This is a genomic window from Argonema antarcticum A004/B2, assembly GCF_023333585.1.
GTDB lineage: Bacteria > Cyanobacteriota > Cyanobacteriia > Cyanobacteriales > Aerosakkonemataceae > Argonema > Argonema antarcticum.
On the sequence record NZ_JAIQZN010000013.1, the window covers coordinates 1 to 21,550 of the forward strand.

The window sequence follows — 21,550 nt, forward strand, 5'->3', positions numbered from 1 at the left end:
TGGATGGGGTGCTGCCGACAGTCCCAGATGAAACAGGAAGTTTTTGTTAATGAATGTTAGCAAAAATCGAACGGCAATGAGGAAGCCATAATATCAAAGCGCAGGTGAATCGCAGTTGCCACCTTATTGACATTTTGGCCTCCAGCCCCCTGAGAGCGAACTGCACTCATCTCAATCTCATGTTCTGGAATGGTCACTGTCTTGGAAATTTGCACTATAGCTAGGGACTCTCTTGCTAGGGGCTAGGGTAAGAAAGCTTTATTATCAAGGGTTTGGTGGAATTAAGAATGCCTTGACACGGGCGGTTGCTATATATTCAATATTACTTTCTATGGGGTGTGGTCATAAGTAGTTGGTTGAAACGAAAAGCTTTTCTTCTAGGCATTGTCCTCCTTGTCTCCCTTGTCTCCCTTGTCCCCCTTGTCTCCCTTGTCTCCCTTGTCTCCCTTGTCTCCTACATCACCAACGGGTGAGAAACTACACCGCTTTCTATGTGAGCGCGATCGTGAGCAATGCCGCTGCCGCCAGTGCCGCTGCCGTCCGAATGTGGTTCCAGAACGTCCAGTTGGCAAGGTAGCTAGCCCATAGGCTCGCGCCGTCAGTGCTGTCCGGCTTGACGGTCGCGAGCGCATCGTTCAGCGGCACATTGAACGCGATCGTCACGCCTACTGTGCCGACGAGATAGAGTAGGCTGCCAAAAAGCAGGTAGGCTGCACCGGGCTGATGCCACTTTAACAGCGAGGAGATAGCCAGAAAGATACAAGCCGCAGCCGTTCCGAACAGCGCCGTCATAAACAACGGATCGATCGCTGTGATGTTGATAGCTTGCATAGCGGCAATGCCCTGTGATGGTTGGAGTCGGGCAAGGGCGCTCATCACAAAGGTAGAGAAAGCGAAAAAGACTCCAGCCATCAGCCCGCAGCCCAGTGCCGCCAAAAGCTTCAATGCGAACATAAAACCTCCTTTTTCTCAACTAGAAGATTGCCCCTTTACAGTTTTTCCAGAGGCGATCGCGTGATACCCCTTTTGTCCAACTTTTGCTCTAGTTCTATGATGAATGCAAAGTCTTCTTGTGGCAAAAGCTGGTTTCTACTGTTGGCTTCACCTACTGTTGGCTTGTTTTCTAGAAAGGAGAAAGCCTGCCTAAATTGATGCGGACTTGCCTGAATGGGAGAATGAAAGTGGCAGGGAATAATTTGCTGGAAATTCCAACTCGCTACTTTATCAGCCCAGTCGAGGGTTTTCCTGGGTGCGTGGTCGAGAATAAAGGTTTGCAAAATGGGAGCTACAAAAGGTCTTCCGCCCCCTCGCAGTCGATCGAACGATCGCTTCCAGTCATCTTTCCACCGGAACGGATACAAACCAAAATAAGCTTTTCTTGACCTATCCGGTGCTTTCATGGCATCGCGAAACGCCTCTTTGGGCGAGATTGCTTCCAATGCGATCGGTGCAAAGTAAAGTGCAAACAGGGAAATGCGCTGCCATCCTTTGCGGCGGTTTTCCTCGTTATCAGAGATTACATCTAAGGCACTGTCTCTGGCGTGGAACAGCAAGGGATAGGGGTCCAGTTGAACGCAAGCAGGTGGCTCTTCTGGCACTGTTAGCACTGTATCTGTTAGCACCAGCGTGCGTGTCTTTTTGTGGAACAATGCCACTTCCACAAACGACCCCCGTCCCAGATTGATGTTCAATATGGCATAGTCAAAATCAACAGCAAAAGGTACTAGGCTGCTATCCTCCGGGAGTACCTGAGTCCGATTCCGAGGGAAACCGAGCCAACTTAAAGGCAAGTTCATCGGGTAACTCCACTGAGAAGGCGCTACAAACACCAGTGCAGAAGGAAAGTGTCTGGCAAAGGGGCCTACGAAAACTTTGTGTTCCAAGCCAGAGGCTGTTGGCAGGATGATGTACTTGACATCGCCGTGAATAGCTACCAACTCTTTGACAAGCCTGATACACTCTTTTGTCGGTGCAACTGGGGCATAGACTAGCAGACCGCCTTCTGAGAGCTTTACAACGGTCATCCGAATCGGCACGACAGTGTACAAGATGCCTTGTATTTGATCGAATGTCCAGATAGTGTCTTCGATCGCTTCTGTGCGAACTGTCCGACGCTTGCTGTAGGGGTAGAGTGGCACCAAAGGCCAGAAAGCCCATGACCAGTCTCCAGCATTAATGCTCGAACTAACCCGTTGAGCTTCGATTTCGAGCCCTTTTTGAAGTGTTTCTATCGGCTCCACGCTCCTCTCCCTAGTTTTTAAATTTTTATTTTTCTACTTTTTATCGACTTTTAGGAACTAAAACCTATATTATAGCCAAATTAGATTGGATGAAACAAAAAACTTACTTAAAATTTAAAATTGATTGACAGAAATTTCAATGATAAATTCGGTTCCCTTTCCTAGTTCTGAGTTACACTTTAACTGTCCTGCGTGTTGTTCTACTACAATTTGGTGCGAGACAAACAACCCCAAACCAGTACCGGAACCTACAGGTTTAGTAGTAAAAAAAGGCTCTAATATTTTAGAGCGTATTTCTCCTGTCATACCGATGCCGTTATCTGCGATCGCTATAGCTATGCGTTCTGAATTTACCCGATAAGTCCGAATCCAAATTGTTGGTTGTTGGTTATAGCCTTTCTCATATCCTTCTGCCAAAGCATCGATAGAATTATTTAGCATATTCATAAATACTTGGTTTAGCTGTCCTGGGTAACAATTGATTAAGGGCAACTGTCCGTACTCTTTAATAACTTGAATCTCTGGAATTTTTACTTTTCCTTTTTGCTTTGTAAAAATCGGCGAATGCAGACGATGCTGTAAAATCAGCAGCGTGCTGTCGATACCGGAATGAATGTCAACTTCTTTCTTTGCACTCTCATCGTGGCGAGAGAAGTTCCTGAGCGATCGCACTATTTCACTGATGCGTAATGCCCCCACACTCATAGAACTGATAACTTTTGGCAAATCATCTATTATAAATTCTAACTCTATTTTATCGGTAAATCCAGCTATTTTAGCTGTAGGATTTGGGTATTCTTCCTGATATACGCGAATCAAATCTAACAGATTTTGAATGTAATTGCAAGTATATTCAATGTTGCCATAAATGAAATTAATCGGGTTGTTAATCTCATGGGCAATACCCGCTACCATCTGTCCCAAACCGGACATTTTTTCGCTTTGAATTAGTTGAGCTTGAGTTTGCCGCAGTGACTGCAAGGTCAGCTGTAACTGATGCGCTTTTTCTCTTAACTGCCCTTCCGATTGACGCAAAGCTTCTTCTGCTAATTTGCGATCGGTGATATCCTGTACGGTGCCAAACAGCTTAATCGTTTTACCTTCATAGTTTTTAATAGCCTGTCCTTTTGCCGCCACATATCTGATCGAATCGGGACGCACGATCCGAAATTCTATTTCATAGGATTTTCCTGTTTGAATAGCTTGCTCTACAGAGGTATTTAACAGTTGCCAGTCATCTGGATGAATCAACTGTTCGTGTTCTGAAAAAGTTGGCTCTAGTTCCTCTGGATGACGTGCAAAAAGGCGAAATAGTTCATCTGACCAAATAATTTTATCTGTTATTAAATCAAATTCCCAGTTACCCAAATGTGCCAATCTTTCAGCATCAGCCAGCCGAGCTTCTTTCGCTTTTAATTGTTGCGTGCGTGCTTCTACGCGCTGCTCCAGTTTACGCGAATAATCTTCTAATTGCCGATTGGCTACCGCTAAATTCTCGTAAAGTAGGGCATTTTCTAATGAAATAGCAGCTTGAATGGATATTATGTTTAATATTTTCAATCTGTCCAAACTAAAAGCACCGACAGTTAGATCGTTTTCTAAGTAAATAATAGCGATAAATCTGCCTTGATTAAAAATCGGAGTACATAAAATAGATTTCGATTTTTTACGCGCAATATAAGGATCTTTGATAAAATTTCCTTGTGTAGCAGCATCGCTTAAAACTACGTTAGATTTAGTTTTGAACACATAGTTGATTACTGTTAATGGCAAATCTTGATTTAATTCCAATGGGATAGATTTGCGAACAACAAATTCTTCTGAATCTACCGAACCAGCAGCTTCGATAGCCATTTTTTTACCTTTGGACAAAAGTAAAACTCCTTTTCTGGCTCCGGCATTTTCTATTGAAATTTTGATTAAAGAAGCAAGTAATTTATCTAATTTAATTTCTCCCGATATTGCTTGCATTGCTTTAATCACTGTGGATAAATCCAGCATTGAATCGGTGGAATTATTAACAGTAGTTGCATTAGAGATTGTAGAAAATGAGTTGCTGGATTGAATCAAATTTAATTTGGGAGCTTCTGTACGGTAAATTAGATCTGGATATCTTGAGTCCAAATCTTTAAGTTTTGCCACCGCACCCCAGCGCATATAAGCATAGTAAGCATCAGTCATATAAGTTTTAGCAATTTTTTGCCTACCGAGAGCTAGATGAAATTCTGCCGCAAGTTCGCAAGCTAAAGCCTCTTCTTGAACATATCCTTCCTTAATAGCACCCTGAATTGCTTTTTCATACAAATCCATTGCTTTTTCATTTTGCCCCAAAACCCTGGCTTTCTCTGCTTCTACTAGCTCGTATTTATGCTGAAAATTGCGGGGTTCAAAAGATGCCCAATTTTGCAATATCTTTTGGTTTTCTTCCACAATTTCCATTTGGGAATTTGTTTGCGGGTACTGTGCTAGAATAGCCAGAGAATGATAGAAATTCTGTTCGCAAATGTCGTTCATACCACCAACAGAGGAGATGTTATGTTTTGCTAATGCAGCCTTAGTAAGGGCTCCCTGATAATCTTTAAATAAATACCTTAAAGAATAAGATCCGGGCTCCACCCGATCGCTCAAAAAATTATCGGGTATGTTTAGAGAAGTACCTGGATTGTACAGGCTATCATCAACTTTTTGATTCTCTGATATTTCTGGAGCGAATAAGGGGATTTTGTGGTCAACTTGCTCTTGACGACCGTACAGTTTTGGCGAGATGAGTAATTGACTGGATAAATCTTCTCGACCGATGGGAAAATATGCAATTTTGCCTGTCTTTTCTAGCTGATTCAAACAATTTTCTAAGTCTACTTTCAGACCTGCTGCACTTTGGTAGCGGTCTTCAGCAGTTTTTGCCATCAATTTCATTACAATGTCAGAAAGCACTTGAGGAATTCTGCTATTTATCTGCACTGGCGCTACTGGTTGAACTGCTATATGGCAGTGAATTAATTCGAGAGCGTCAGTAGTTTTAAATGGTAGTTTTCCTGTAAGCATTTCATAAAAAGTGACACCCAAAGAATAAAAATCGCTACGGTAATCAATTGAGCAATTTATTCTCCCGGTTTGTTCCGGTGGCATATAAGCAAGGGTGCCTGAGAGTTGGTTGGGATGACTGATATTCCTGGTTTCTTTTGCTAGGCGAGTGGCGATGCCAAAATCGTTGATTCTTACCTGCTTTGTTTCCGAATTTATCAGAATGTTGTGAGGTTTAAGGTCTTTGTGAATGATATAATTATTATGCAGTTCAGCTATGCTTGATACCAGTTGAATTCCTATTTCTAAAAAATCTTGGATTTTTAGAGGGTGTAAAGTAATTATATTTTGCAAAGGCATCCCGTTAAAATATTCTAAAACCAAGACAAATTTGTTACCGAACTCTTTTAAATCGATAGCTTTAACAATGCCATTTATATTTAAGTTTTTAGTAATTTGATACTCTTGTCTTAAGCGGGTAACTTGTTCGATACTGGGATATTCGCTTCTGACCTGCTTGAGAATTACAGGCTGTAGGTCTGACTCTCGGATCGCTTTGTAAATGAGTGTGTGTATGCCTTGATAAATTTCTGATATGGCTTGATACCCTGGAATATAAAGCATAGTTTTGTTCATGTTGATTTTACTGATATTCAGCTATTATGGTATTAGATGGAGTGCTAGCGATCGCAGAGGATGAAGATCTATTCGTAAAAATAGTTTCGGGGGGTTTTATGAATGTAAATCCACCGGACATGATATTAATGGATAAGGAGTTGACCAATTCAGCACGTTATTTACCTCTTCTGGTTTGAGATATACAATACGAAGCAACATTTCTTGCGCTCTTTGGTTGATGGTATACCACTCTCTACTAGCCAATTTTAAATTTTCTTCTATGTGGTCAAGGTTTGACATATTAGATGCGTGAATTATTTCTTGCTTAAAGCTCCTAATGCCAGCAACAATAGACGACCATTCTATACTGAGTGCCTTGTGAGCTTCAACCATGTAATTGGTAGTTTCAAACAGTGACTCAAAATGATAGGCTACAGCATTGATTAAGGCTATATTTGCGTATATATCTGTGTTTTTGGGGTAATGTTTCCGCAGTATTTGCTGGATTTGTTGTTTAGTATTTTTGCTGCAATCGGGAATATTAGAAATTTCTTTTAGAAGAGAATTGATCTTTTGATCGCATCCCTCCAATTCAGAGTTAAAATTATCCAGATCCATCTTAAGTTCGGCATTAAATTCAGTCAAAATATTGTAAATAGTTTGAGCAGTCTTTTGCCTAGTTCGCGCTTCTTTTTCTAATTGATTTAATAAAGCAATGATCTGATAAGGAGGCTCGTTTTTTCTGGCAATTTCTGGGATAATATCGAGAGATGCTAGTTGGACTGATTGAAATATTTTTCCATAGTCATTAATATTAGAAATCCCCCAAGTAATAGAAGGCGTCAAAAAAACAATAATATACTCAGCGTGTTTTTTAAATAGTCTTTGGGAGAAATATAAGTTGTCAATAATCGCGTGGCGATCGCTAATGTTTAAGCTAATCTCCGATTGCTGAAGTATCCGTGTAGCGTAAGTTTTTATTAGCACTAAAGCGCTTACGGTTTTTGAGATATCTTCCTTTATGTATCTGGGTACAAGCGGGTTATACGCTAATTTTGATGGGTTGTTAGTTCTCGGTACAGTCATTGAGTTACTCCTTTTTCAATCCAACAGGATTGTTACACTAAAATCAACTTGTAGGGTGCGTCAGACTTTCGTTATAGATCTTGAATGAGGATTTCAGCCTCTGACGCACCCTACTCTATGTGCTTTAGCGCAGGATCGCACAGACCTTCCTGCCAACACACGAGTAAACTTTTTTGTCGCTTGCCCGTATTAGTTCAGTAAAAACACTTGATTTAGTTTGCACTGCCTAACCGGATTGCACAACTCAAGTTTTGCTTTTTAAGATCGCAAGTTAAGATCGCAACTTAAGATTATCCAGATTAATTAGCCAAACGCTTTAGCATCTATGGGTTTGGGCATTGTAAAGTTTTTCCCATCATCAAGGCCAACTCGCTTAACTTGCTAAAATTTCCTTATCTTGCAGATCGAGCGTCATAAGATGATAGTGTTACAACATCAACACAAAGATAAGCGCAAACGTGGTGTAATCCTTACGCTACAAGGATTGCAGAAGTTAGAGGCAGCTAAGGCAGACGCAGAATTTGAGGGCAACAGCGGAATTCGGTATACTTTGGAACAAATGAGCGATCGCACGCGGTTAGCCATTAATACCGTGATGAAGATATACGCTCGCGAACTAGGGGTCGATCGCACCACGCTCAAAAGGTGCTTTAAAGCTTTTAATCTAGTTCTGGAGCAAAGTGATTATTCCTGGGTTTTTCCTCAGATTGAGGAGGTTGAAGAATCGGATACCTCACAACCACAAGAAGAAGAGATAGAGCCGGAATTACCGGGGGGTCAAGTTCCCCTCAATTCGCCCTTTTATGTGGAGCATGGCCCGATCGAATCTGAGTGTTACAAGACAATTTTGCAACCGGGAGCGCTGATTCGCATACTCGCTCCCCGGCGGATGGGGAAATCCTCGCTGATGGCGCGGATTCTCCAGAAAGCTGCCCAGCAAGGCTATCGGACAGTTCCTATAGATTTTCAGTTAGCGGATAGAGAAATTTTTCAAGATTTGGATAAATTCTTGCGGTGGTTCTGCGCCAACGTCGGTTTGGGTCTGCGACTACGCAATCAGATTGCAGAATATTGGGATGAGCTTTTTGGCAGTCAGGTTAGCTGCAAGATGTACTTTGAGCAGTATTTGTTACCCTCAACAACCAGACCTGTAGTGTTAGCTTTGGACGATATCGATCGCTTATTTCCCTATCCCAAGCTGGCGAGCGACTTTTTCGGACTGTTGCGAGCTTGGCACGAGGAAGCCAAAAATCGAGAAATTTGGCGAAAACTGCGGTTAGTCGTGGTACACTCCACTGAGATGTATATCCCGCTGACTGCCAATAGATCGCCCTTTAATGTAGGATTACCGATCGAACTACCGCCATTTAATAGCGAGCAAGTGCAGGATTTGGCGAAACGGCAAAGACTGGATTGGTCACCTGAAGATGCTAAACAACTGACGGCTTTGGTAAACGGCAATCCCTATTTAGTACAGGTAGGGCTTTATCATATCCGGCGCGGTGAAGTCACGCTAGAGCAAGTGTTGCAAACTTCTCCCATCTCAGACGGGATTTATAGCGATCGCCTACAACGAGAGCTGTGGAACCTACAACAAGATCCTGATTTACTAGCAGCATTTGTGCGAGTTGTCAACAGCAGCACACCTGTGGAGTTGGATTTAGTGGAGGCATCTAAGTTGCAAAGTATGGGATTGGTAAATTTACAAGGCAATTTGGCGACGGTAAGTTGCGAGTTGTATAGGCAATATTTTTGCGATCGCTTCAGTAGCAGTTGATACGATTCGGGATTATCAGGAGTAACAAAAGAGCTATGAAGATTATTCGGTTCCTGAGTTTAGTATGCCTTGTAACAATTATTTCTGTTTTTTCAGGGTTTGTAGCCTCCTATCGTGCTATGGGAGTATTTGATAGCCGCTATTTACCTCCACCTATAAAGCTGGAAAATTTCAAAGAGCCGCCACAAATCCCTCTTTCCAATAATGCGTTTGCTTTTGCCGACATCGCTTGGAGAACATTTGTAACTTTGAATTGGCCTGCTAATGATGCCAGGCCATTAGAGGAACTTGCCTTGGGTCAAGCACCGCTCGCTCCACGGGTGTGGGAATTTTATCGAACTCCTGAAGAAGTGTTTCTTGCCAATGGTGAAAACCCTTTGCTAAATATATCCAACCCTTTTGCCAGAACCTTAAAATTAGACTTGATCAAAGGGCAAGGAGCGGGTTCGCCAGAAAATAATGTGGAATTGCGAAAAAATTTACAAAATAGCCGTGCTTGGATCGAAAAAGTTATTAAGAGTAAGGAGTGCCCAGCCAAAATTGAGGTTAGCGATGAAGAAAAGAATTTGTTGCTCAACAACATTCCTATTGTCGATCGACAAGGAAATTACATAATAGTCGAGAGTCATTTGAACCCAAATGAATTCAAGCAAATTGTTGATAACGAATGGTACAATGCTAGCAAATTGGCTGAGTACAACGAAAAGAAGAATTTCCAGTTTAAATCCACCAATTCAAGTATAGATGCACCCATAGAAGTTAAGGCAGCTTGGCGGGTTTTTGATGAAAGCTCTAGCCCAGAGGAAAAAGCTCGGTACTATACCACAAAGCGGGTATTAGCTATCTCAGCAGAACAATATGTTTGCACTACCGATAATTGCCGTACTGACGATCCTGTACTTGAAGAAGTTGAAGTGGGACTGATTGGCTTCCATATTGCCTATAAAATACCTAAACAGCAAAGTTCAACTCCTGGATGGGTTTGGGCTACCTTTGAACAGGTGGATAATCTCAAAGTGGATAATGGGCCTCTAGGATTGAAACCAACCCTATCCAACCCAGATTGCGATCCAAACGATCCAAATAAGGGGTCTTGCCTACCTAACTATCCATACGTAGAATGGCCTTTTCTTTGGCGCGATCGATCTCCCCATGCGGTAACGCTTACCCAGGATGGGAAAATAAAGCCACAAATTCCTACCCAGGCTGTACGACTCTCCGAACAGCGCAATTGCAGAAGCAACCAACTCAGTGACTCCGTAAAGAAATCTCTCCAACAACAGAATGAAAATTGGCAGAAAAAATTCCAAAACGTGGCTCGTAATTCTGTATGGCAATACTATCAACTTGTGGGAACTCAATGGGTGCAAAATCCTCCTACTGTTAGTCAACTTACGTCTTTGACAAGTGATAGGTTAATATCAAACAGTAGAACGGGGACTACACCAGGACCGCTATTCAATGTAGCTATGGAAGCTTATTCCCAAACCCAGGTCAACGGTGATTCCTGTATTGGCTGCCACGTCACTGCAACACTACCAAGTTCTAGCGGTACTTCTGAAAAAGCCATGTCAGATTTTAGTTTTCTATTGCAACGTGCTAAAAGTTCGAGGAATAATGTATCAAGCGATGGCAAACCAAATTCCTGAACTTAGCGTTGATTGAGAATCAAAAGTTTGGAGAGAGCAACATATCATCGCTCTGGTTACAATCTTAAGGAGAAGATACAATGTCTGAATTCAATACAATCCAAAGATTAGTCAGTCCTGATCAGCCAACTAAAGCTGAAGATGAGCTAAAGACGCTGCTCGAAAAAATGAAGCTTGACCCAACTGAGACAACACAGCAATTCGCCGCTCAATGGTCGCAATTGGTTGCTTGGTCTTGGCTTGAGCCTCATGAGTATAGCGAAAATAAGCCAAACGAAGCGCAGGAAAATCTCCGACAAGAGTTTATCAATGCAGTCAAAGAGTTAGCCCGTACCTGCATTCAGGAACATTACTGTCCGGGTATGTTTGTCGATCAAATAATCGCACAGAGCGATTGCCTGTCTGAATATTTGGCTGGAAAATTACCGAAGAGCGGTCTAACTTTACCTAACCTTTACCATGATCTCACCAATCTAGAGGATTATGCTTTTACGGAAGAGTTAACTAAACTTTTTTTGTGGGTAGTAACTGTCGATCGATTTAATGGCTGGTTGGCTGGTTACAACAAGAAGGAAGATAAGTTTGTGATGGTAATAGCTTATCCACCTCGCCCCGCACTCAGTCCATCGGTTTTGACGGTATCCGAGCTGCGTGATTGGAGTCAGGGCAAGGGAGATGGGGGGTACACTCCTCCTAATCCCTATATTCCCACCTGTATTTGCTAAGGTCTGATTAGGTACGTTGTTGCGCTTTAGCGCTAAAGCGCAACAACGTACATAGAATTAATACAATAAATTTCCTGGCATGATGTATCGCGATTACAAGCCAAAATTTAAGGATTGCTTTCGCATCGAAACTGAAAGAACAGAAGGAGTTTTCCTTTTGTCTGAAAGGAATGCGGCTCTACTAAGCGACCCTATCTACGCCCAATTAGCTCCGTTGTTGGATGGCAATCATAGCATTGATGAAATTGTCAATCAATTGCAAGATCGACTGCCGACATCTTATATCTACTATGGCCTAAATCAGTTAAAAAATCAGGGTTATCTGAGCAACGGTGATGAATTTCTCTCGCCATCGTTACAGCTTTTTTGCCACCAACTGAATATTAGCTTTGCAGATGCTCGCGATCGCTTACAGACAACCAAAGTTGCAGTGAAGGCAATTGGTTCTATTTCCGCTGCTGAATTAATTGAAACGCTCGAATCGCACCAAATCCAGGTCAGCGAGGATGCCGATTTGGAGGTTGTTCTGTGCGATGATTACCTGCAACTGGATCTAGCCGCCCTAAATCAGGTTGCTTTAAAACGATCGCGTCCCTGGTTGATTGTTAAGCCGATAGGGACAATTATCTGGCTTGGCCCGCTGTTCTATCCCAGAAAAACTGGCTGTTGGGAGTGTTTGGCGCAACGCTTGCGATGCAATCGACCCATTGAAGGCTATCTTAAGAGACGCACCAACGATACCGCACCTCTGACACCTCCCTTGGCAAAAATACCCGGTGTTTTGCAAACGGCTTTGGGGATGACAGCGACTGAAGTCTTAAAATGGATCGTTCAGAATCGGGAAAATAAACGATTGGAAGGCGTATTAATTACTCACGATAGTCTAACGCTAGAGACTCAAAGCCATATTCTCACTAAGCGTCCTCAATGCCCGATCTGTGGATTCAACAAAGGTCAGAACAGTGCAAAACAACAGCCATTAATTCTCGGTAGTCGTAAGAAAACGTTTACCGCTGAAGGCGGACACCGTTGCAGTTCCCCCGAAGCCACCCTCAGCAAATACCAACATCACATCAGTCCCATCACGGGTGTTATTCGAGAATTACAAAAGTTACCCGATCGCTTAGATGGTTTTCATAATTATGTAGCCAAACATCATTTCGTTTCCATGTTTGATGACTTGAGAACATTGACTCAAAACATTGGCGGTAGAAGTGGAGGTAAAGGAAAAACGGATATTCAAGCACGAGTTAGCGGTTTGGGGGAAGCTATAGAAAGATATTCAGGCGTTTTTCAGCGAGACGAAATTAGAATTAGAAGCAGCTACCAGCAACTTGGCGATCGCGCAATTCATCCCAACGCTTGTATGAATTTCAGCCAATCCCAATATAGCGATCGCCAAAACTGGAATGCCAGTTGTCAGAGCCTTTCTCAAAGAGTCCCCGAACCATTTGATGAAACCAACGCGATCGAGTGGACACCTGTTTGGTCTTTAACTCAACAAGACTTTAAATATCTCCCAACAGCTTACTGTTACTTTGGTTATCCCAAACCACCAAAACCTGACTGTTGGGCAGATACTAACGGGTGTGCAGCAGGTAACACCCTGGAAGAGGCGATCTTACAAGGTTTTATGGAATTAGTCGAACGAGATAGCGTGGCGCTGTGGTGGTACAACCGAATTCAAAGACCAGCAGTAGATCTAGATAGTTTTGACGAACCTTATTTTCGCTCTCTACAACAATCTTATCAGTCCATCCATCGGGAACTATGGGTTTTGGATATCACCAGCGATCTGAATATTCTTACCTTTGTGGCTGTTAGTAAATGTTGCGATCGCAACTCGGAGGATATTCTTTTAGGATTCGGTTCTCATTTCGATGCAAAACTTGCTGTTGGCAGAGCGCTAACGGAAATCAATCAACTTTTGGGTGTTGTCTTACCAACTAACGCCGATGGTAAAAGCCAGTACGCTTCCTCAGCAGAACCCTTAGCATTAAATTGGTGGCAAACTGCAACGGTGGAGACTCAACCCTATTTACTTCCCGATCGAAGTAGTAGGAATAAAGTTTATTCCGATTACGATCGAGAATGGAGTGACGACCTACTAGAAGATATTAAGCGCTGCCAACAAATCCTAGAACAAAAGGGAATGGAAATGTTAGTTCTCGACCAAACTCGTCCTGATATTGGGTTGAAGGTCGTCAAGGTAATTGTGCCTGGAATGCGACACTTTTGGAAACGTTTAGCAGCAGGACGGCTCTATGATGTCCCCGTAAAGATGGGATGGTTAAATGAGCCGATATCTGAAGAGAATTTGAATCCAATTCCAATGTGGTTATAAATTTACCCTTACGCGAAAAATGTTTAAAGGCTATAAAATTATCGATGCCGATGCTCACGTTTACGAACCCCACAGCATTTGGGAAGAGTATCTCGAACCAGCTTTCAAGCACTTTGCTCCTTCGCCAGACTTGAAAATTCAAGGGGAATCTATTATCAATAAGTTCTCCGAGCAGTATTTGCGTCAATGGGCAAAACCATTTTTGGAAGTAGAGCCGCTAGCTGGTGCTGACCCTCAAATTCAGGTGCAAGCGATGATGCAGATGGGGGTTGATGTGGCATTTATTTATCCCACATCTCTTTTATTTATCACTGCGGTGGATACGATGGCTCCTCAATTGGTGGGTGCTTTTGTGAGGGCTTATAATAATTGGCTGCGAGATTTTTGTAGTTTTAATCCTCAAATGCTCAAAGGTGTGGGCAGCATTAATCTTCACGATCCAGAAGAGATGGTGCCAGAATTGCTCCGCATCGTTAATTTTGGTTGGAAAGCCGTCTTTTTGCGTCCCAACCCCGTGAAAGGAAGAATTTTGAGCGATCGCGCCTACGAGCCATTTTGGACAAAGTGTGAGGAGTTGGCGATCGCTGTTGGCATTCACGAGGGAACTCCCAGCCGTCTGCCTACTGCTGGGGCAGACCGTTTTCATACTCGCTTTGCCTTACGTGCCTGTTCCCATCCGATGGAACAAATGATGGCTCTGCTAACATTGATTGAAGGTGGCGTACTCGAACGCCATCCCCAACTCAAAGTTGGCTTTTTGGAGTCAGGCGGCGGTTGGTTGCCGTATTGGTTGTGGCGACTCGATCGAGAATACGATAGTTCGCGCTGGGAAGTGGCCGATAATGTGAAGATGAAGCCCTCTGAGTATTTCCGCCGTCAGTGTTTTGTTTCTATTGAGCCTTCGGAGCCACACTTATCTCAAGTTCTGGAGTATATCGGCTGCGATAACATCCTATTTGGTTCTGATTATCCTCATGGAGAATACGAATCGGATATTGTGGAGCAAGTGGTTGCCCTTCAGGGGCAGCTACCGCCAGGAACTGTAGAAAAGATTTTGTGGGACAATCCCGCTCGTTTCTACGGGATCGGTTAAATGGCATGGAAACCTAACCCCCCAGCCCCTAGCTATAATATGTTCAACGAACCGTTTCCAGTTGCAGAAGTCGATGAGCGTTTACTGTTCGATCTCAGTTGCTCTAGAATCATCGGGCCCGTCATAACATTAGCTCAAGAACTCAATCTATTTAAGCTGCTAGACGCAGCGCCTCAAACCATAGAAGAAGCTGCCAAACAGCTTAAAATATCACCCAAAATCGCTGAAGCTTTTATTGCAGTTCTTGCCGCATTTGGACTACTCGAAAGGCAGAATGATGGACGGCTTGCCCTCACTAAGGTAGCAAAAACATACATGATTCCAGATAGCCCATTTTTTTATACAGGGTTTTGTCCTCCCCATGAATGGTATCTGGATCTGCTGCGGATGAAATTAATCGGTGGCGCTCAACCACCGATGCCGATGGCGGTTGCGATGAATCAGCACAAAATTGAGGTAGTGCAGAGCTTCATCGAGCGGATGCACGCGATGATACTTCCAACCGCAGCCGATTTAGCCAAGCAACCTGTTTTCGGTCAAATATCGCATCTTCTTGATGTGGGAGGCGGTTCAGGAGCGCTGACGATCGCGATCGCCGCATTTAATCCCCAGATTCAATGCACGGTTATGGATCTTAAGCCTGTATGCGAGATTGCACGCAAAAATATTGCTAAATACGGTTTAGAAAAACAGATTTCTACCGTGGCGCGAGATATGTTTGAAGATATGTGGCCGGAAGAATCTGATGCCATTCTATTTAGCAATGTTTTTCACGATTGGGATTTAGAACATTGCTATTTACTGGCTCAACGAGCATTCGACGCGCTCAAATCTGGTGGAAAAGTGTTGTTACATGAAATGCCGTTGAATGACACGAAAGATGGGCCGCTCACGGTTGCCTGTTTGTCAGCCATATTACTGATGTATGAAAAAGGTAAGCAGTATACTTTAAAGGAAATAGAAGAAATATTGTCGTCAGTAGGCTTGATCGATTTTCAGTCAATACCTACGCATACTTATTATCATTTAATTAGCGCTAAAAAACCATAATTTTTGTTTCTAATTTTTATTGAGGAGATTTTAAAATATGGAAACGTTTTCTAATTACCAAATTATCGCCCAAATTTATGAAAGCTCGAATTCCCTAGTTTATCGGGCGAATCGCCGCGATGACAAGCAACCTGTTATTCTCAAGGTTCTCAAGGAAGATTATCCTACCCCAGCGGAGCTAACCAGATATAAACAAGAGTATGAAATTACTTGCTCCCTGGATATAGATGGAGCGATTAAAGCATACGACTTGCAAAAATATCATAACACATTAGCAATAGTTTTAGAAGACTTTGGAGGCGAATCGTTAGAAATTATCCTGAAAGCTCGAAAGCTTAGTTTGCCTGAATTCCTTTTGGTTGCTATTAAAATAACGAAAATTTTAGGTGAAATCCATGCTGCTAATGTTATCCACAAAGATATCAATCCTGCCAATATTGTTTGGAATTTAGAAACGGATATCGTCAAAATTATTGACTTTGGCATTTCTACAGTATTTACGCGAGAAAATCCCACCCTCAAAAACCCAAATATCCTCGAAGGGACACTGGCTTATATGTCACCCGAACAAACAGGCAGGATGAATCGGGTACTCGACTACACTACAGACTTTTACTCGCTTGGTGCGACATTTTATCGAATACTAACTGGTTATTTACCTTTCGATACAAGCGATGCTTTGGAATTAGTACACTGCCACATTGCCAAACAGCCTGTACCGCCTCACGAACTCGATCCCAATATACCCAAAGTTGTTTCTAACCTAATTGTGAAATTGTTAGCCAAAACAGCGGAGGAACGCTACCAGAGTGCCTTTGGCATCGCTGCCGATCTGGAAGAATGCCTCAGACAGTTTCAGATATGCGGAGAAATTGCAGATTTTCCGCTAGCACAACAAGATTTTTCTGACAGGTTAAGTATACCGCAGAAACTTTACGGTAGAGAGCGAGAAATTGAGACATTATTATCAAACTTTGCGCGTATTGCCTCAGAAAATAGCTCAGAAGAACCGACACGAAAGTGCGTTGAAATGATACTTGTTTCCGGCTATTCTGGCATCGGTAAGTCTGTGCTGGTACAGGAACTCTACAAACCAATTACAGATCGGCGAGGCTATTTTATTTCTGGTAAGTTCGAGCAGTTACAGCGCAATATTCCCTACTCTGCAATTGCTGATGCTTTTCGCTCTCTCATACAGCAAATTTTAGCTGAAGATGAGGCACAGCTATTAGAATGGCGTGAAAAACTACTGGCAGCATTTGGCTCTAACGGTCAAGCCATTGTTGACGTGATTCCTGAAGTAGAACTAATAGTTGGGCCTCAACCTCCTATTCAGCAACTGGAGCCGATGGAGGCGCAAAATCGGTTTAACTTGGTGTTTCAAAAATTTGTTCGAGTGTTTTGCCAAAGCTCACATCCACTGGTCATTTTTTTAGATGACTTACAGTGGGCAGACGCAGCTAGTTTAAAGTCTATGGAATTAATGTTGAGTGACGAGCAGATGAAATATTTGCTCCTGATTGGTGCTTATCGAGACAATGAAGTTAGCCCCACCCACCCTTCAATCTTAACCCTCAATCGTTTAGAAAAAGAGGGAGTCATTCTCAATAAGATAACATTAGCCCCCTTAGCTGCTCCTCACATCGCTCAATTGATTGCCGATACTCTCCACAGCAATCTAGAATTGGTAGAGCCACTAGCTGAGTTAATTTATCGCAAAACATCAGGTAATCCTTTCTTCGTCAATGAATTTCTCAAAACTATATATCAAGAAAATTTATTAAAGTTTGATTGGCAACAGCGTTGTTGGGTCGGGGATATCCCGCAAATCGATGCTTTAGGTATCACAGAAAATGTTGTGGATTTGCTGATAGACAAATTAAAAAAACTACCTGATGCGCCTCAGCAAGCGTTGCTTCTGGCTGCCTGTATCGGCAATAGCTTCGATCTGAAAACTCTTTCTATCGTCTGTGAAAAATCCCTGACAGACACATTTGTAGATTTACTACCTGCTATCCACTCCGGGCTGATTCAACCGACTTCATCGCTAGAAACAACCTCAAATAATTCCATCGATTCCTCTTTGATTATCCTAAATTATAATTTTCAACACGATCGCGTCCAGCAAGCCGCCTATACCTTGATTGATGAAAATCACAAGCAAACCGTTCATCTTAAAATTGGCAGAGTGTTACTTGCAAATACACTTTCAGATGCACAGGAAGGAAATATTTTTGCTATAGTTGATCATCTTAATAAAGGAAAAAACTTGCTCAAAAGCAAGGCAGAAAAAGTGCAGTTGAGTCAATTGAATCTACAGGCAGGTAAAAAAGCCAAAGAATCTACTGCATATACGGCTGCTAGAGAATATTTTAGATCGGCTAATGAAATTTTCCCCGTAAATATATGGAAAGGGAAAAAAAATTATAAAATTGCTATCTATTTATACAAAGAACTAGCACAAGTTGAATATCTCAACAGCAACTTCCAAGAGTCAGAATTGCTGATTGAATTGGCTATTAATAGAGTGAAGTCAGCGCTAGAACGCTCGGAATTCTATTATTTGCTAATCGAACTATATACCATGCAGGGCAAATACTTGGAGGCGATTCAAGTCGGTCGAATAGCTTTAGCACAATTGGATATCGACTTTCCCGATCGCGACTTTGACAAAGCTGTTGAAGCTGAATTAGGTAAGTTTAGCGAAATTTTGGGAAAACGAGAAGTTGCTTCGCTGATTGACAATCCAGAAATGGAAGACCCCATCCAGCAGATTGCCTTAGAGCTATTGATAAAAATGCTACCTCCAGCCTACTTAGGCGCTCCAGAAATTTCGGGCGTCGTTATGGCTAAATCTGCCAATCTGAGCGTTGAATACGGCCATACATCCAAATCTGCAATCAGCTACGGTCTATTTGGTGTATTGCAGGCAATACTAGGAAACTATCAATTAAGTTACGAACTCACCCTGCTAGGATATCAGTTAAGTAAGAAATTTGATGATTTATATTCGATAAGCCAAACAGCTAACGTACTTGCCAATTTTTCTTGGTCATGGGTTAAGCATATCAAGCAAACTGAAAATATTAACGCAGAATCAATTGAAGCTGGTTTACAGTCGGGTATGCTTCAATATGCTGGCTTTAGCATGACTCATACTTTATTAAATGGAATTTACCAAGGCAAAAATCTATTTTTACTTCCTCAAGAGGCATCTGACATCCTCCCTTTCTGCCAAAAAACCAAAAACCAATGGTCTATTGATTGCACCTTGGGACAGAAAATAATCTTACAAAAGCTGCTCGGACAAACGCAGGATCGGCTTGATTTTAGCTGCGATGAGATTGACGAATCCGATTATCTAAATCAAGAGGAAGTTAGCCGAAACCCAAACGCAATCTGCTATTATTACATTTTCAACGCTCAAGTTCTCTATTTATATGGCGAGTTGCAACTAGCGTTAGCATCCATAGCCAAAGCGCAGGAACTGTTAGGGTTTATTTCTGGTAGTATTCAAGTTTCTAATTGCAACTTTTACTATTCCCTGATTTTAGCTGCACTCCATCCATCTGTTTCTCCAGAAGAGCAACAAGAATACTGGAGTCAAATCGAAGCTAATCAAGCGCAAATGAAAAGTTGGGCAAATAATTGTCCGGCAAATTTTCTCCACAAGTATCTTTTAGTAGCCGCAGAAATAGCACGTCTCTCCGGTCAGTGGTATGAAGCAATCGATTTATATGACCAAGCGATTAAATCTGCTAAAGAAAATGAGTTTATCCACGAAGAAGCACTCGCCAACGAACTAGCCGCCAAGTTTTGGTTTGCCCAAGAAAAAGCCGATTTTGCCCAAATTTATTTAAAAAAAGCACGCCAAGGTTATCAAATCTGGGGAGCTAAACGCAAAGTAGAGGATTTAGATGAAAAATATCTCCAGTGGCTTGGTTCAAGAACAGATACTCAAAATAATAGCATCAATCCGGTCACAACCTCTGGAAGATCGTCGGGGGAAGCGTTGGATTTTGCCGCCGTAATGAAAGCATCCCAAGCTATCTCTGGCGAAATAGTTTTAGAACAATTGTTAAACCAGGTGATGAAAGCTGTAATTGAAAACGCTGGCGCACAAAAAGGTTTTCTCATCCTAGATAAAAGCGGGAGTTGGGTTATAGAAGCTGAAGCAGCAGTAGAACGCGATCGCATTACTATTTTGCAATCCATTCCCATAGATTCCGTAGATCCATACACTCAAATTCCCCTGCTGTCAACCGCCATAGTTAACTACGTCGCTCGCACCCACGAAAATGTAGTATTAAATAATGCCACAGATGAAGGACAATTTACCCGCGACTCTTACATTACCGCAACTCAACCCAAATCGATCCTCTGCACTCCCCTACTCGATCGCGGCAAACTAGCTGGTATTCTCTACTTAGAAAATAATCTCGCGATCGGCGCATTTACCCCCGAAAGAGTCGAAACTTTAAAAATCATTGCCGCTCAAGCCGCCATCTCCATTGAAAATGCAAATCTCTACGAACAATTAGAAGATTATAACCGAACTTTGGAGCAAAAAGTCGAAGAACGCACCAAAGAACTCTCTCACACCCTGGAAATTCTCAAAGCAACTCAAGCTGAATTGGTCATCGAAAATGCTTTGCTCAGAACTGCGGAAGAACCGCCTGATTACGATTATCAAGTCGGGGGAAGTTTGCCTCTAGATGCACCGACTTATGTCGTGCGATCGGCTGACCGACATCTATACAAAGCTTTAAAAATCGGTCAACTTTGTTACATTCTCAATACCCGACAGATGGGTAAATCCAGCTTGCGCGTCCAAATTATGAAAAAGCTGCAAGCAGAAGGTTTTGCTTGTACCGCGATCGATATTTCTGTAATTAGCAGTCGCCAGATCACTTTAGAGCAGTGGTATGCAGGTTTTGCCTACCTCTTAGTTAGTGGATTGAACCTGTTAGATAAAGTCAATATCCGGGCTTGGTGGCGCGATCGCGAATTGTTATCGCCTGTTCAGCGTTTATCAGAATTTATCAATGAAGTATTGTTAACCGCTATTTCTGAAAAGATTATTATTTTCATCGATGAGATTGATAGCGTCCTGGATCTTCAGTTTGACAGCAGCGCATTTTTTAGCATCATCCGAACTTGCTATAACAAACGCGCTGACAGTTCCGACTATCAGCGTCTAAATTTTGTGATGTTAGGCGTAGCGACTCCTTCCCAATTAATTCAAGATAAAAACCGGACTCCCTTTAATGTCGGTCAAGCGATTCAACTCAAGGGTTTTCAAGTACACGAAGCTCAACCCTTACTGCAAGGATTGACCAAACGAGTCACCAATCCGCAAACGCTACTGAAAGAAGTCATCGCCTGGACGGGAGGACAGCCTTTTCTCACCCAAAAAGTCTGCAAGTTCATTTGTAGTTCTTCGTCTCCGATTCCCACTAACGATGAAGCAGTTTATGTGGAGGAATTGGTGCGATCGCATATTATCGAAAATTGGGAATCGCAAGACAACCCAGAGCATTTGAGGACGATTCGCGATCGTCTACTGCACGATAAACAGCGTGCTGTTGAACTCCTAAAACTTTACCGAGAAATTTTACATCAAGGACAGGTTGTGGCTGTTGATAGTCCAGTAGAAACGGAATTAATTATGTCGGGGTTAGTAGTTAAGCGAGAAAACTATCTCCAAGTCAATAACCGGATTTATCAACTGGTATTTGACGATGGTTGGCTAGATAAACAGGGCAAATTTTTGTAGCATAGCTAGGGACTAGGGGCTAGGGGCTAGGGGCTAGGGAAGAAGGAAGAGGAAAAAGCTTACTCCGTAAGAGATTATGGACTAAAGGTATAGCTAGGGACTAGGGGCTAGGGGCTAGGGACTAGGGAAGAGGGAAGAGGGAAGAGGGAAAAGCTTGACGAAGTAAGG

General features: G+C 42.5%; 12 protein-coding genes. 7 read left to right on the forward strand and 5 right to left on the reverse strand.

The genetic code is table 11. The features are described 5' to 3' along the window. Window positions 1-56 precede the first annotated feature (56 nt). The 5 genes from LAY57_RS08095 to LAY57_RS08115 all read right to left on the reverse strand — a co-directional run bounded on the left by LAY57_RS08095 (window position 57) and on the right by LAY57_RS08115 (window position 6,968). Window positions 57-197, reverse strand: coding sequence for a peptide chain release factor-like protein (locus tag LAY57_RS08095; protein ID WP_249065902.1), 141 nt, complete (start codon window positions 195-197; stop codon window positions 57-59). A gap of 292 nt (window positions 198-489) precedes the next feature. After that, on the reverse strand, window positions 490-954 hold the full coding sequence (locus LAY57_RS08100) for an anthrone oxygenase family protein (RefSeq protein WP_249065903.1): 465 nt from the start codon (window positions 952-954) through the stop codon (window positions 490-492). Between the two features lie 35 nt (window positions 955-989). Then, window positions 990-2,231 carry a DUF4336 domain-containing protein gene (locus LAY57_RS08105; protein WP_338022376.1) on the reverse strand — a complete coding sequence of 414 codons (1,242 nt, stop codon included), beginning with the start codon at window positions 2,229-2,231 and terminating at the stop codon, window positions 990-992. A 123-nt stretch (window positions 2,232-2,354) separates the two neighbouring features. Beyond that, window positions 2,355-5,900 (reverse strand): protein kinase domain-containing protein, encoded by a 3,546-nt coding sequence (locus LAY57_RS08110; protein ID WP_249065905.1) that lies wholly within the window; start codon window positions 5,898-5,900, stop codon window positions 2,355-2,357. Between the two features lie 96 nt (window positions 5,901-5,996). Beyond that, the gene (locus LAY57_RS08115; RefSeq protein WP_249065906.1) at window positions 5,997-6,968 is read right to left on the reverse strand and encodes an HBL/NHE enterotoxin family protein; all 972 of its coding nucleotides are present in this window, start codon (window positions 6,966-6,968) and stop codon (window positions 5,997-5,999) included. Between the two features lie 418 nt (window positions 6,969-7,386). Between LAY57_RS08115 and LAY57_RS08120 the strand changes: the two genes are divergently transcribed. From LAY57_RS08120 to LAY57_RS08150, 7 genes are all read left to right on the forward strand, one after another. Then, window positions 7,387-8,745 carry an AAA-like domain-containing protein gene (locus LAY57_RS08120; RefSeq protein ID WP_249065907.1) on the forward strand — a complete coding sequence of 453 codons (1,359 nt, stop codon included), beginning with the start codon at window positions 7,387-7,389 and terminating at the stop codon, window positions 8,743-8,745. A gap of 35 nt (window positions 8,746-8,780) precedes the next feature. Further along, window positions 8,781-10,394, forward strand: a complete 1,614-nt coding sequence (locus tag LAY57_RS08125) for a hypothetical protein (protein ID WP_249065908.1) — start codon at window positions 8,781-8,783, stop codon at window positions 10,392-10,394. Window positions 10,395-10,474: 80 nt separating this feature from the next. Next, window positions 10,475-11,119 (forward strand): hypothetical protein, encoded by a 645-nt coding sequence (locus LAY57_RS08130; RefSeq protein WP_249065909.1) that lies wholly within the window; start codon window positions 10,475-10,477, stop codon window positions 11,117-11,119. A gap of 79 nt (window positions 11,120-11,198) precedes the next feature. Then, window positions 11,199-13,463, forward strand: a complete 2,265-nt coding sequence (locus LAY57_RS08135) for a TOMM precursor leader peptide-binding protein (protein ID WP_249065910.1) — start codon at window positions 11,199-11,201, stop codon at window positions 13,461-13,463. Between the two features lie 19 nt (window positions 13,464-13,482). After that, window positions 13,483-14,556 (forward strand): amidohydrolase family protein, encoded by a 1,074-nt coding sequence (locus tag LAY57_RS08140; protein WP_249065911.1) that lies wholly within the window; start codon window positions 13,483-13,485, stop codon window positions 14,554-14,556. Next, window positions 14,557-15,606 carry a methyltransferase gene (locus LAY57_RS08145; RefSeq protein ID WP_249065912.1) on the forward strand — a complete coding sequence of 350 codons (1,050 nt, stop codon included), beginning with the start codon at window positions 14,557-14,559 and terminating at the stop codon, window positions 15,604-15,606. A 37-nt stretch (window positions 15,607-15,643) separates the two neighbouring features. Beyond that, window positions 15,644-21,382, forward strand: coding sequence for an AAA family ATPase (locus LAY57_RS08150; RefSeq protein WP_249065913.1), 5,739 nt, complete (start codon window positions 15,644-15,646; stop codon window positions 21,380-21,382). Window positions 21,383-21,550 lie beyond the last annotated feature (168 nt).